Below are 12,604 nucleotides of genomic sequence, written 5' to 3'. Positions count from 1 at the left end.
GGCGCGCCCGCACCCCGTCGGCGGAGCCGGAAGCAGCGCCCCTGGACTCCCACACCACCACGTTGATCGGCTCGGTCCAGCGCGCGATGCGTCTGCTGGAGGCCGTCGCCTCCCGTGAGCAGGGCGCCCCCGCCAAACAGCTCGCCCGAGAGGCCGGCCTGGCGCTGCCGACCGCCTACCACCTGCTGCGCACCCTGGTCCACGAGGGCTATCTGCGGCGCGACAGGGGCCTCTTCTTCCTCGGCGAGGCCGCCGAGCGGCTCGGCAGCAGCGGAGCCCGGCAGAGACGTCGCAGCACGGTCGGGGACACCGTCGCGCACTGGCGCGACGTGATCGGCGCACCCGTGTACTACGCGGTCTACCGCGAGGGTGAGATCGAGGTCATGTGCGTCGCCGACACTCCGGCGAACCCCGCCGTCGAGCAGTGGGCCGACTTCCGCGAGACCGGGTACGCCCACGCGGTCGGCCAGTGCCTGCTGGCCCAGTTGGACGACAAGTCCCGGCGTGACCACCTCGACCGCTACCCGGTGCGGGCGCTCACCCCGTACACGGTGCGTGACGAGGACCGTCTGCTGCGCCGGCTGGAGCGCACGGGCCGGATGGAACCGGTGATCGAGCGGCAGGAGTACGCGCTGGGCACGGTCTGCGCCGCGATCCCCGTCACCGCGGGCAGTTCGGCCGCCGCCGTGGCCTTCTCCCTCCCGTCCCACCAGGGCGACCGGCTGATCCCCACGGCACGGAAGCTCCAGAGCGAGGTGGGCCGCCTGCTAGGAACACTCGCCATCTCTATCAGTATCTGAAAACTCACTCCTTGTAATTAGGCATGCACGTTGAGCAAGATTTCCAGCAGGGTCAGGTGGGACGACTGCTGGCCAGTCGACAGCAAACGACGGGGTAGGCGATGCGCGAGTCGGTGCAGGCAGAGGTCATGATGAGCTTCCTCGTGTCCGAGGAGCTGTCCTTCCGCATTCCTGTCGAACTGCGATACGAGACCTGTGATCCGTATGCCGTGCGGTTGACCTTCCACTTGCCCGGCGACGCGCCGGTGACCTGGGCGTTCGGACGGGAACTGCTCATCGACGGCGTGGGCAGGCCCTGTGGTGACGGCGACGTGCACATCGCTCCGGCCGACCCGGAGGCCCTCGGAGAGGTGCTGATCCGGCTTCAGGTCGGCGGTGATCACGCGCTGTTCCGGTCCGGGACGGCGCCGCTCGTCGCGTTCCTCGACCGGACGGACCGCCTCGTCCCGCTCGGGCAGGAACGCTCTCTCGAGGGTTTCGACACCTCCCTCGACGCGGTGCTCGACCGCATCCTCACGGAGGAGCAGAGCGCGGGCTGAGACCCCCGTCGGCCCGGAGCGGAGGAACGCTTCCTCACAAGGGCCGCCGGTGCAGGATGGTTTCAGCGCTTCCGTGCGACGGGTCAGTGCTTGCGGCGGCGCCCCTTGCCGCTCCGCGCCGGGGTCCTGTCGGCCGCGGGCTGCGCGGGGACGGACGCGCCGCCCTCGCGGTCCGCGGCGACCACCAGGGCGGCCAGCGCGGTCGTCACCGGCACCGCGGCGACCAGACCGATCGACCCGACGAGCGTCCGCACGATCTCCTCGGCGACCAGCTCGCTGTTGGCGACGGTGTCCACGCTGCTCTGCGCGATCGAGAAGAGCAGCAGCAGCGGCAGCGCGGCGCCCGCGTAGGCCAGGACGAGCGTGTTGACGACCGACGCGATGTGGTCGCGGCCGATACGGATACCCGCCCGGTACAGAGCGCGCCGGCCCATCGTGGGGTTCGCCTCGTGCAGTTCCCAGACCGCGGACGTCTGCGTCACCGTCACGTCGTCCAGGACGCCGAGCGAACCGATGATGACGCCGGCCAGCAGCAGGCCGCTCATGTCGATGGACGGGTACAGGCCGTGGATCAGACCGGTGCTGTCGTCGGTGTTGCCCGTCAGCACGGCCCAGTCGATGAAGAACGAGCCGAGGAAACCGATGAGCACCAGGGAGAGCAGGGTGCCGACCACCGCCACGGACGTCCGGGCCGACAGACCGTGGCACATGTAGAGCGCGATCAGCATGATCGCGCTGGATCCGACGACGGCCACGAGCAGCGGGTTCGAGCCCTGCAGGATCGCGGGCAGGATGAAGAAGTTCAGGATCACGAAGCTGATGGCCAGCGCGACCAGCGCCATGACGCCGCGCATCCTCCCGATCACCACGACGACCACCGCGAAGATGATGGCGAGCAGCGTCAGCGGCAGCTTCCGGTTGGCGTCCGTGACGGAGTACTGGAGGTCCTTGGGCGCGGACGGCTCGTACGCGACGACGACCTTCTCGCCCTGGTGCAACTGCCGTGACTGGTCCGGCTGGACGATCTCGGTGAACGTGCGGCCCTTGTCCTTCCCGGTGTCGATCCGGACGGTCGCCTTCTTGCATTCCCCCGCGGCCCGGCCCTGAGCCGGGGAGCCCCCGGTGGCGGAGGCGTCGCCCGTCGAGGCCCCCGAGGAGGCGTTCACGGACTTGCAGTCCACCTGGTCGATCTTCGTGACCGTCGCCTGCTGGGTCTGCCGGTCGAAGCCGACCCCGGTGCGCTCGTGGGCCGGGGCGCCGCCGGGCCACAGGAGCACGAGACCCGCCACGACCGCCGCCGCGAAGGGGATCAGCACCGCGGCGATGACCTTGCGCAGATGCTTGGAGACCGGGGCTGCGGGACCGTGGCTGTGGGAATGCCCGTGCCCGGCGCCCACCGGCCGGCCGTGCCCGGCGCGGGAACCCGGCTCGTGGCCGTCGCCCGAACCGTGATGATCGCCGTCCGGCCCATGCCCGTGCCCCTGCTCGTGCTGGTGCTCGGGGCCGGTGCCGGAGCCATGTCCGTGGCCGCCGTCGGAGCCGGGACGGCGCGGTGGCTCGGACGGGGAGAACGGGTGCTGGCGGGTCGTCGTCACCGCCCGATCATCGCAAGAACGTCAAGGGCCCTCTGTTCACCGCGCCAAATATGACGCTAGCGTGGAGGCACCTTTGCACACGCGGGAGCTCGGAGCACCGGGCTGAGAGGACGCTGACCTCCGTCTTCGCGATGTTTCACATGAAACATCGGCGATCGGAAGCCGCTGCGTCGACCGCTGAACCTGTTACCGGGTAATGCCGGCGTAGGGAGTAGGTCAGATGACCGACAAGGATGTACGCACGCCTGCCTCCGGACGGACGGACGGGGTTTCCCCGTCGTCTCCGGACGGCCAGGACAGGCAGTCCATCGGCTGGCACAAGGCGTACGTCGGGGGCACGCGCCCCGATCTGCGGGTGCCGGTCCGCCAAGTGCACCTCACCAACGGGCAGTCCGTGACGCTGTACGACACGTCCGGCCCGTACACCGATCCGACCGTCGACACCGATGTGCGCAGGGGACTGGCGCCGCTGCGTGAGAGCTGGATCATCGCCCGCGGAGACACCGAGGAGTACGCGGGCCGTCCCGTCCGTCCCGAGGACGACGGGATCAAGCACACGTCCCCGCGCGGAGGGCTGCGCAACCTCGACGCGGTCTTCCCCGGCCGGCCGCGTCAGCCACGCCGGGGGCGCCCTGGCCGGCCGGTCACCCAGCTCGCCTACGCGCGACGTGGGGAGATCACGCCCGAGATGGAGTTCGTGGCGCTTCGCGAGAACGTCGACCCCGAGGTCGTACGGGAGGAGATCGCCGCGGGCCGCGCGGTGCTGCCCGTGAACGTGAACCATCCGGAGATCGAGCCGATGATCATCGGCAAGCGGTTCCTGGTGAAGGTCAACGCCAACATCGGCAACTCCGCGGTGACGTCCTCCATCGAGGAGGAGGTGGAGAAGATGACCTGGGCGACCCGCTGGGGCGCCGACACGGTCATGGACCTGTCCACCGGCCGCAACATCCACACCACCCGTGAATGGGTGCTGCGCAACTCCCCCGTCCCCATCGGCACCGTGCCGCTCTATCAGGCGCTGGAGAAGGTCGACGGCCGGGCCGAGGAGCTGACCTGGGAGATCTACAAGGACACCGTCGTCGAACAGGCCGAGCAGGGCGTGGACTACATGACGGTCCACGCGGGCGTGCGCCTGGCGTACGTACCGCTCACCGCGAACCGCAAGACCGGCATCGTCTCGCGCGGCGGCTCGATCATGGCCGCCTGGTGCCTCGCGCACCACAAGGAGTCGTTCCTGTACGAGAACTTCGAGGAGCTCTGCGGGATCCTCGCCGCGTACGACGTCACCTACTCGCTCGGCGACGGGCTGCGGCCGGGTTCCATCGCGGACGCCAACGACGCGGCGCAGTTCGCCGAGTTGAGGACGCTCGGGGAACTCAACGCGGTCGCGAAGCGTTTTCAGGTTCAGACGATGATCGAAGGCCCGGGACATGTCCCGATGCACAAGATCAAGGAGAACATCGACCTTCAGCAGGAGATCTGTGATGAAGCTCCGTTCTATACCCTCGGCCCGCTGACGACGGACGTCGCGCCGGCGTACGACCACATCACTTCCGGCATCGGTGCCGCGATGATCGCCTGGTGGGGCACGGCCATGCTCTGCTATGTCACGCCCAAGGAGCACTTGGGCCTGCCCGATCGTGACGACGTCAAGACCGGCGTCATCACCTACAAGATCGCCGCCCACGCAGCCGACCTCGCCAAGGGGCACCCAGGTGCGCAGGAATGGGATGACGCGCTCTCCGACGCCCGCTTCGAGTTCCGGTGGGAGGACCAGTTCAACCTGGCTCTCGACCCGGACACGGCGCGGGAGTTCCACGACCAGACCCTGCCGGCCGAGCCCGCCAAGACGGCCCACTTCTGCTCCATGTGCGGGCCGAAGTTCTGCTCGATGAAGATCAGCCAGGACATCAACGAGCGGTTCGGCGCCGACGCGGCCGGCGGTGCCTCCGCCGCGGAGATCTCCGAGGGCATGCTCCAGAAGTCCCGGGAGTTCGCGGAGGCCGGCAACCGCGTGTACCTGCCGCTGGCCGACTGAGTCACCCCACGGGGGCGCGGTCCGGGGAGCACACCCGGACCGCGGTCCCCGGCCCGGTCACGGCGTGACGTCCTGCGGGTACCAGCGCAGTTCGACGGTGTTGCCGTCCGGGTCGCGGACGTAGACCGAGGTCGCGGTGCCGCGTGCGCCGAAGCGTTCCACGGGCCCTTCGAGCACGGTGAAGGATCCCGACGCGAGGACCTGGTCCCAGTCCAGCGGTTCCACGGTGAGACAGATGTGGTCGACGTTGGACCCCTCGGGGGCATGGGCGATCAGGTCGATGATGGTCTCCGCGGTGATCCTCACCGACGGGAACGGGGCCTGTCCGAGACGCCATTCGGCGACGCGTACGGGTTCCAGGCCGAGAAGTCCGGTGTAGAAGTCCAGGGACCGTTCGATGTCCTCGACCTTGAGGACGAGGTGGTCGAAGGCCTTCACGCGCAGGGTGGTCATGTCGTCTCCAGGGCGACGGCGTGGCGAAGCCACGCGCTGAACAGGTCGGGGTCGATCTCGTCGGCACGGCCGAGCTTCACCGAGGCCATCCGGCGGGCTCCGGCGACCAGCCGGCCCGAGGGGTCGGTCAGGTCCTGGCCGCGCCACAGGCCGAAGGTGACGTAGGACGTGTGGGCCTTGAGCAGGCAGACCGGTGTCCGGCCCGGCTTGTCCCCGAGGCTCCAGGTGGGATGGCCGTGCCACAGTGCCCCGGAGCCGTCGGGGAGGACCGAGTCGATGAGGCGCCCGGCCCTCTCGCCGATGTCGCGCAGTGGGCCGTCGAGCCCGTTCAGATAGGCGGTGATGTCCGCGGACGTCATGGGGTCCCCGTTCGGAAAGGGTGTGATGGGTGTGGTGGACGCGGTGGGCGGAGCCGGGTGCGGAGGCGCCGTGCGTGCCGCCTGCCGGGGGATTGATCGGCTCCCTCCCGCCGCCGGGTGGACGCCTTCTACGATCCGCCGTGGGACGGACGCCATCAAGGCATGATCGCTGTACGACCGTTGAGCCAGATTTAACGCTGGGGGGTTCATGCTGGAACGGCTGGAGATCGAGACCTTTCTGACGCTGGCCGAGGAACTGCACTTCGGCCGGACGGCCGAGCGGCTGCTGATCACGACCGGGCGGGTCAGCCAGGTGGTCAAGACGCTGGAGCGCAGGGTCGGCGGCCTGCTGTTCGAACGCACCAGCCGTTCCGTCCGGCTCACCCCGATCGGCCGGCAGCTCGCGGACGACCTGGCGCCCCTGGTCGCCGGGATCGACGCCGCTGTGCGAAGGGCGGCCGACGCGAGCCGGGGGATCACCGGAGAGCTGCGGGTCGCCTTCCTCGGTGAGTGGACGGCGCCCGCGCTTCTCAGAGCGGTCGCCCTGTTCGGTGAGCGTCACCCGGACTGCCGGGTCGACGTGCGGGAGGTCCAGCTCTCCAACTCCCGTGCGAGTCTCGTGGACGGTTCGATCGACGTGCTGCTCGCCTCGTTCCCCTTCGACGGGATGGCCTGCGGGCCCGCCCTGCTGCGGGAGGAACGGGTCCTGGCGGTCGCGGCCGGTCATCCGCTGGCCGGTGAGGAGCGGCTGTCCCTGGAGGTGCTCGCGGACCACCCCGTGGTGCAGTACCCCGCGGTGACCTCGGCGGGGTTCAAGCGGGACCGCACACCGGACCACACTCCTTCGGGCAGACCCGTGCCGAAGGGCCCGGTCGGCGGATCGTTCTCCGAGATGCTGACCCTGGTCGCGATGGGCCGGGGCGTCCTCCCGGTCGGGGAGCACTCGCGGCAGTACTACCCCCGGCCCGACATCGCCTACGTACCCCTTCACGACGCCCGGCCGATCGAGCGGGGACTCGTGTGGAGGGAGAGCAACACCACCGAACGCCTGCGTGAGTTCGTCCGGGCCGCCTCGGACGCGGCCGGTTCCTCCCCCGCGGCCGGCTTCTCCCACGCGCGGGCGTATCGGTCGGATCCACCGACGGCTTCTCCAGGGAGACTGGGCGCATGACACCGACATCGATGAGCAAGGGTGCCAACCTTCCCGTTGCCGCGCAGGCGGTGCGGGTCGTACTCGGCTGGTCCGGAGGTCCCGGCGCGCCGGACGCCGATGCCTCGGCCCTGCTGCTGCGCGCGGACGGGAAGGTGCGCGACGACGGTGACTTCGTCTTCTACAACCAGCCCCGGCATGCCTCCGGCGCCGTGCGCCACTCGGGCAAGCGGCGGGAGGGCGACGGGACGACGGACACCGTCGAGGTGGATCTGCGTGCCCTGGAGCCGGAGATCGAGCGGGTGGTCCTGGGGGCCTCGGCCGACGGGGGCACCTTCGGCGAGCTGTCGGGTCTGAGGCTGAGGCTGCTCGACGCCGGGTCCGGGCAGGAGCTGGCGTTCTTCGACATGGAGGCGACGACGGAGACGGCCTTCATCGGAGGCGAGCTGTATCTGCGGGGCGGCCGGTGGAAGTTCCGCGCGGTGGGCCAGGGGTACGCCTCCGGACTCGCGGGCCTGGCCACGGACTTCGGGATCAGCGTGGACGAGGAGCCGGGTGCTCCCGGGAGCGCGGACCCGAGGAGCGCGGCCCCCGGAACGGCCTCACCGGCATCGAGCATCCCGTCGGCGACGACCCTGCCGCCGGTCCCGGCGCCCCCGAGCACTCCCGTCCCCCCGCCGCCTCCGTCGGCCCCCGCGTTCCCGCCGGCCCCCGCGCCCCCGACCGCTCCGGTCCCGTCGGCACCCCCCGTGCCCCAGGCACCCCCGGCTCCCGGCTCGGCCGCTGCTCCCGGCTCGGCTCCTCGTCTCGTCAAGGGAGAGGAGCGGCTGCCCGTGGACATGCGCAAGCGGCTCTCCCTGCGCAAGGAGCAGGTGGCGGTCAGTCTGCGCAAGCACGGGGCCGTGGGGATCAGGGCCCGCGTCATCCTGGTCCTGGACGCTTCCGGTTCCATGTCGTTCCTGTACTCCAAGGGCGTCGTGGCCGATGTCGTGGAGCGGATGGCCGCGGTGGCGGCCCAGTTGGACGACGACGGGGAGATGCAGGCCTGGACCTTCGCGTCGAACCCCGCCCGGCTGCCCGACCTCGCCCTGGGCGATCTGCCGGAGTGGCTCGAGCACCATGTCCGGGTCGGTGAACTGACCCTGTTCCGGCGGAAGAAGCCGAAGAAGGGCCTGCTGCCGGGCCAGGTGGACATGCGGGCGGTGGGCATCCAGAACGAGGAGCAGAAGGTGATCGCCGAGGTCCGGGCGTTCGTCCGGGCGAATCCGGCCGCCGATCCCACGCTGGTGCTCTTCTTCTCCGACGGCGGTGTCTACCGCAACAAGGAGATCGAGACGGAGCTGCGGGAGGCGGTGGACGAGCCCGTCTTCTGGCAGTTCGTCGGGCTGGGGCGCTCCAACTACGGCGTTCTGGAGCGCTTCGACACCCTGCCGGGGCGGCGCGTCGACAACGTGGGCTTCTTCGCGGTCGACGACATCAGCCACGTACCGGATCCGGAGCTCTACGACCGGTTGCTGTCCGAGTTCCCGTCGTGGATGAAGGAGGCGCGTCGGCTGGGCATCGTCTGAGACGGCCCGAGGACGGCGCGGGAGGACCGCGGGACGCCGTCGGCACGCCCCGGGCCAGCCGTGTGAGGGCCCCGCCCGCACCCGGCGGCCGGAAACGGCCGTACCGGCAAGGGCCGAACCGGCAACGGCCGTACCGGCATGGGTGTACGGGCCCGCGCAGATGCGCGGGCCCTCCCGCCTCGAACCCGGCCGTCGGCCAGCCGGGTCACTCGGGCTGGTGTTCAGGCCCTCCGAAGTCCGGGCTGGTGAAGTCCGGGCTGGAGAAGCTCGGGCGCGGGCCCGCCGCGGGTCCGCCGTCGGGGCTGCTGAACCCCGGCCGGCCGTACCCGAGGTGCGGTATGCGGCTCGGGGCAGCCGGTGCGGGGCGGCCCAGTGCCGCCGAGCCCGGGTCCGCGAGGGCTTCCCGGAGGAACGGCATGATGCCGCGCTCCAGCAGCGCGTCGTGCCAGGCCTCCTTGGCCCGGGCGACCTGTCCGGTCAGCTCGTCACCCGCTCCCGCCTGGAGGGAGGACGAGCTGTTGCGCAGGGCGGTCAGCAGCAGTCCGGCGGCGGCGACCAGAATGGCGGCCGCCGTGACCGCGCCGAAGACCCATCCGGTGGTCAGAAGGGTCCTGGCGATGGCCGGCTCGGGATCGAGCATCCTCAGGACATAGCCCACGAGCAGGAATATGGCCGCGGCCGTCCCGGCGAGGACGGGGGCGAGCACCGCGACGACGGCGACCGCTCCGGCGCCGGCGGTCTCGGTGACCTCCCCCACGGTGGCGGCGAGGCCCATCGCGGTCGTGCCCGGCTCCGTGGAACCGGCTTCCTCGCTCACGACCGGGGCGGACCGCACCGGCCGGCGCAGTTCGCTGCGGACCTTCACATAGTGGGCGTACTCGTCCGACGCGGCCGTGGTGATGAGGGCCGTGGCGTTGAGGGCCATGGTGCGCAGTTGTTCGAGGTTGAGCCGCTGGCCGACAGCGGCAAGTTCCGGGCGGTGTGGGGCGGAGCGCAGCGCCTCATCGAGGATCCGCTCGTATTCCTGGCGGTCCTCGCTCAGCAGGTGCTGCGGAACGCTGTTCATCTGCATCCCCCGATGCTCCGTAGGGCTGGTGGCTCGCACGCTGACGAGCCGTCGGGCAGAAACGGAGGGGAGCCTGCTACGGATAAGCCGATGGTAGAGCGGCGACGGCACGCCGTGACAGGGGGTTTCCAGAAATTGGCCCCTGTCCGGAGTGGTCCGTCGGCCGGACGCCGGTCCGGTGAACGCTCAGATGTCCAGCGGAAGTTGTTGGACCAGCAGCTTTCCGGCCATGGTCACTCCGCCGTCCATCGCGATGGCCAGACCGTCGGCGTAGACGTGCGGTCCTTCGATGACGGGACCCGCTCCGGCCTCGCCGTCCTCCGGGCCCACCTCGCCCAGGAGGTAGGGGATGGGGCTGTGGCCGTGGACGACGCGGTTGCCGCCGTACGCCCCGAGCAGTTCGCGGACCGCCTCGGCGCCCTCGTCGCGGAAGGCGAAGCGCCGGGTGAACTTGCGGAACAGGTCCCAGCAGTCCTCGGCGTCGTTGCGGGTGAGGGTTTCGCGGACGGTGTCGTTGACCGCTTCGATGGAGTCGCCGTAGTCGAGGTAGGCGGTGGTGTCGGAGTGCACCAGGAGGTGTCCGTCGACCAGTTCCATGGCGTCGAGGCGGGCCATCCACTGCAGGTGGTGGTCCTGGAGTCGGTCCATGTCGGTCTTCTGGCCGCCGTTGAGGAGCCAGGCGGCCTGGAAGGTGGCGGTGCCGGCGCCGGAGCTGACCGGGGTGTCGCCGAACCGCTTGGCGCCGAGGAGCAGCAGCTCGTGGTTGCCCATGAGCGCCTTGCAGTAGCCGCCGGCGGCGGCGGCCTCGGCGGACAGCCGCATCACGAGGTCGATCACGCCGATGCCGTCCGGGCCGCGGTCGGTGAAGTCGCCGAGGAACCACAGGCGCGAGGTGCCGGCCGACCAGTTTCCGGCTGCGTCGACGAGGCCCTTGGCCTGGAGCGCGGCGAGAAGCTGGTCGAGGTAGCCGTGCACGTCCCCGACCACGTACAGCGGGCCGGGTCCGGCGCCGGGTGCCGGGGCGGGTGCGCCGGAGGGATCGACGGCGACCTGCTGGGTGTCGCCGCGGTTGATGACCGGCAGATCGCGCTGCGTGGGCGTGTACCCCTCGGAGAACTCTCCCGGGAACTCCGCCGGAGCCTCCCCCGACGCGTACGGGGCGGACTCTCCCGCCGCGTACCGCGCAGTCATGGGTCCGGCGCTCTCGCCGTGAGGCGTGTTCTGCGCATACGGACCGGTCTCGTGGACGTACCCGGGCACCCGGAAGTCGCGCAACGTCGCCGTCCGCACCACCTCGGGTCCCTGACCGGCCCCCTGAGTCATCGACCCCTCCACCACCATCGCGCCGCATCTGCACCGGTTCGGACTGCCTGGTCGCAGCGGCCCGCGGTGTCGTCCGCCCATCATAGGAATGCGGATCGCGCCATGTGATGACCCAGGGGTGGTGAATCGGAACAGGAGCCCAGTTCACCGCGGTTTTCGCCCGAATTGGGCGGGGCTCGCCCCGCCCAATTCGGATCGTTCCTCAGCCCTGCTCGGGTGATCGGGGCGGACTGACGGTCGTCCGGGGCGACCGCCGCTGCGACGAGGTCCGCACGATCAGCTCCGTGGGTATCACCTGCTCGACCGGTTGGTCCGATTCGACCCCTTCGATGGCGTCGATCAGCAACTGGACGACCGCCGTGCCGATTCTGCGCGGTTTGAGGGACAGCGTCGTGACGGGCGGCTCGGTGCTGGCGTAGACGTTCGACTCGCTGCAGCACACCAGAAGCAGGTCGTCGGGTACGCGCAGACCGTAGCGGCGGGCGGCCGCCAGCAGGTCGGTGCCGTTCGGGTCGAAGAGGCCGTAGACGGCGTCCGGCCGGTCGGGCCGGGCGAGGAGCCGGTCGGCGGCCACCGCTCCGGCGCACGGATCGTGCGCCGGATACGCCTCGTACACCGGATCCTGGCCCACGCGCTCGCACCAGCGAAGGTACGCGGTGGTGGAGAGGCGGGTGTACGTGTCCGTGGTGGTGCCGGTGAGGAGGCCGATGCGGCGGGCGCCGGCGTCGGCCAGGTGGTCGAGGATGCCGAGGACGGCGGCCTCGTGGTCGTTGTCCACCCAGGCGGTGACAGGGAGCGATCCCACGGGCCGGCCGTCGGAGACGACGGGCAGCCCCTGGCGGACCAGCTCGCTGACGACCGGATCCTGGTCGGACGGGTCGATGACCACGGTTCCGTCCAGGGCGACGTTCGACCACACGTCGTGGCGGGACGTCGCCGGGAGGATGACCAGGGCGTATCCCCGGGCGAGCGCGGCCGAGGTGGCGGCTCTGGCCATCTCGGCGAAGTACGCGAACTCGGTGAAGGTGAAAGGTTCATCCCCGTACGTGGTGACGGTCAGGCCGATCAGGCCCGACTTGCCGGTACGGAGGGTTCGGGCCGCGGCCGAGGGGCGATACCCCAGCCGGTCGGCGACTTCGCGGACATGGCGTCGGGTGGCGTCCGGGAGCCGTCCCTTGCCGTTGAGGGCGTCGGACACGGTTGTGATGGAGACCCCTGCTGCCGCGGCCACGTCTCTGATGCCCGCCCGGCCCGGCCGACCGCCTCGGCGGGAGGTCTCCGCCCGGCTCACCTGGTGCTTCCCTGCTGCTGTCATGGCGAGCCGATAGTAGGGCTCATGCGGTGGGGTAGTGCGGACGCATATGCACGCGTTGACAGGCACGTTTCTGCATGATCGAAATGCGCTAACTCCCTGCGAAGCGAAGGTAGTTGAACAATCCCATCCCGATACGTGACTTGTCGGCGCGTGCGAGCCTGCCAAGCGGGCCATGTTTCGAAGAGGTCTCAACTCACCTGTACGAGGGATGCGCGCCACGGCGCGAGCCACCGGCGCATGTGGTAGCAGTCGACGCGCCCCCTTTTCGTACGACTTCGTACGAGGAAGACCTCCCGGCGGGCGTCCGCGACGGCCCGGGCCGGTGTCGCCGGCGTCCGCGGACGATCACCCGGCGGGCACGTGGCGGTGTCGGGTTGTCCACAGGCCATTCGCAG

The 12,604-nt window shown here is 70.4% G+C and carries 11 protein-coding genes and 1 riboswitch; of the genes, 5 read left to right on the top strand and 6 right to left on the bottom strand.

Features of this window, described 5'->3' with window-relative positions; translation table 11 throughout:
* The first annotated feature begins 62 nt into the window (after window positions 1-62).
* Complete coding sequence (locus tag ACFRIC_RS11970; protein ID WP_382783198.1) at window positions 63-800, top strand: IclR family transcriptional regulator; 738 nt, start codon at window positions 63-65, stop codon at window positions 798-800.
* Window positions 801-901: 101 nt separating this feature from the next.
* Window positions 902-1,339, top strand: coding sequence for an SsgA family sporulation/cell division regulator (locus ACFRIC_RS11965; protein WP_361682900.1), 438 nt, complete (start codon window positions 902-904; stop codon window positions 1,337-1,339).
* 83 nt (window positions 1,340-1,422) lie between these two features.
* On the opposite strand, the gene ACFRIC_RS11960 is transcribed toward ACFRIC_RS11965, so the two are convergent.
* On the bottom strand, window positions 1,423-2,934 hold the full coding sequence (locus ACFRIC_RS11960; RefSeq protein WP_382783195.1) for a YibE/F family protein: 1,512 nt from the start codon (window positions 2,932-2,934) through the stop codon (window positions 1,423-1,425).
* Window positions 2,935-3,005: 71 nt separating this feature from the next.
* Window positions 3,006-3,162, top strand: a riboswitch (TPP riboswitch).
* Between ACFRIC_RS11960 and thiC the strand changes: the two genes are divergently transcribed.
* A complete protein-coding gene (gene thiC / locus ACFRIC_RS11955) occupies window positions 3,155-4,975 on the top strand; it encodes a phosphomethylpyrimidine synthase ThiC (protein ID WP_382783192.1) in 1,821 nt (606 codons plus the stop codon). (Overlaps the previous riboswitch by 8 nt.)
* A 57-nt stretch (window positions 4,976-5,032) precedes the next feature.
* Here thiC and ACFRIC_RS11950 read toward each other — a convergent pair whose 3' ends face one another.
* Complete coding sequence (locus tag ACFRIC_RS11950) at window positions 5,033-5,428, bottom strand: VOC family protein (protein ID WP_382783189.1); 396 nt, start codon at window positions 5,426-5,428, stop codon at window positions 5,033-5,035.
* Window positions 5,425-5,787 (bottom strand): DUF1801 domain-containing protein, encoded by a 363-nt coding sequence (locus tag ACFRIC_RS11945; RefSeq protein WP_382783185.1) that lies wholly within the window; start codon window positions 5,785-5,787, stop codon window positions 5,425-5,427. Before ACFRIC_RS11945 ends, ACFRIC_RS11950 begins: the two co-directional genes overlap by 4 nt.
* 208 nt (window positions 5,788-5,995) lie before the next feature.
* Between ACFRIC_RS11945 and ACFRIC_RS11940 the strand changes: the two genes are divergently transcribed.
* Window positions 5,996-6,958: a LysR family transcriptional regulator gene (locus ACFRIC_RS11940; protein WP_382783181.1), complete on the top strand. Its 963-nt coding sequence runs from the start codon at window positions 5,996-5,998 to the stop codon at window positions 6,956-6,958.
* Window positions 6,955-8,505 (top strand): VWA domain-containing protein, encoded by a 1,551-nt coding sequence (locus ACFRIC_RS11935; RefSeq protein ID WP_382783177.1) that lies wholly within the window; start codon window positions 6,955-6,957, stop codon window positions 8,503-8,505. The genes ACFRIC_RS11940 and ACFRIC_RS11935 overlap by 4 nt, the downstream gene beginning before the upstream one ends.
* A 205-nt stretch (window positions 8,506-8,710) precedes the next feature.
* On the opposite strand, the gene ACFRIC_RS11930 is transcribed toward ACFRIC_RS11935, so the two are convergent.
* From ACFRIC_RS11930 to ACFRIC_RS11920, 3 genes are all read right to left on the bottom strand, one after another.
* Entirely contained in the window at window positions 8,711-9,577 is an 867-nt protein-coding gene (locus ACFRIC_RS11930; RefSeq protein ID WP_382783174.1) for a hypothetical protein, read from the bottom strand.
* A 180-nt stretch (window positions 9,578-9,757) separates the two neighbouring features.
* A complete protein-coding gene (locus ACFRIC_RS11925; protein WP_382783171.1) occupies window positions 9,758-10,894 on the bottom strand; it encodes a metallophosphoesterase in 1,137 nt (378 codons plus the stop codon).
* 202 nt (window positions 10,895-11,096) lie between these two features.
* A complete protein-coding gene (locus ACFRIC_RS11920) occupies window positions 11,097-12,209 on the bottom strand; it encodes a LacI family DNA-binding transcriptional regulator (RefSeq protein ID WP_382783169.1) in 1,113 nt (370 codons plus the stop codon).
* Window positions 12,210-12,604 lie beyond the last annotated feature (395 nt).

The sequence above is a fragment of the Streptomyces sp. NPDC056738 genome, from assembly GCF_042790435.1.
Classification (GTDB): Bacteria; Actinomycetota; Actinomycetes; order Streptomycetales; family Streptomycetaceae; genus Streptomyces.
This window is presented reverse-complemented; position numbering and strand designations above follow the sequence as displayed.

Excerpts from the sequence above, each read along its gene's own strand:
- ACFRIC_RS11920 (WP_382783169.1), bottom strand. The coding sequence starts at position 12,209 with ATGACAGCAGCAGGGAAGCACCAGGTGAGCCGGGCGGAGACCTCCCGC.
- ACFRIC_RS11930 (WP_382783174.1), bottom strand. The coding sequence starts at position 9,577 with ATGCAGATGAACAGCGTTCCGCAGCACCTGCTGAGCGAGGACCGCCAG.
- ACFRIC_RS11965 (WP_361682900.1), top strand. The coding sequence starts at position 902 with ATGCGCGAGTCGGTGCAGGCAGAGGTCATGATGAGCTTCCTCGTGTCC.
- ACFRIC_RS11945 (WP_382783185.1), bottom strand. The coding sequence starts at position 5,787 with ATGACGTCCGCGGACATCACCGCCTATCTGAACGGGCTCGACGGCCCA.
- ACFRIC_RS11950 (WP_382783189.1), bottom strand. The coding sequence starts at position 5,428 with ATGACCACCCTGCGCGTGAAGGCCTTCGACCACCTCGTCCTCAAGGTC.
- ACFRIC_RS11935 (WP_382783177.1), top strand. The coding sequence starts at position 6,955 with ATGACACCGACATCGATGAGCAAGGGTGCCAACCTTCCCGTTGCCGCG.
- thiC (WP_382783192.1), top strand. The coding sequence starts at position 3,155 with ATGACCGACAAGGATGTACGCACGCCTGCCTCCGGACGGACGGACGGG.
- ACFRIC_RS11925 (WP_382783171.1), bottom strand. The coding sequence starts at position 10,894 with ATGACTCAGGGGGCCGGTCAGGGACCCGAGGTGGTGCGGACGGCGACG.
- ACFRIC_RS11940 (WP_382783181.1), top strand. The coding sequence starts at position 5,996 with ATGCTGGAACGGCTGGAGATCGAGACCTTTCTGACGCTGGCCGAGGAA.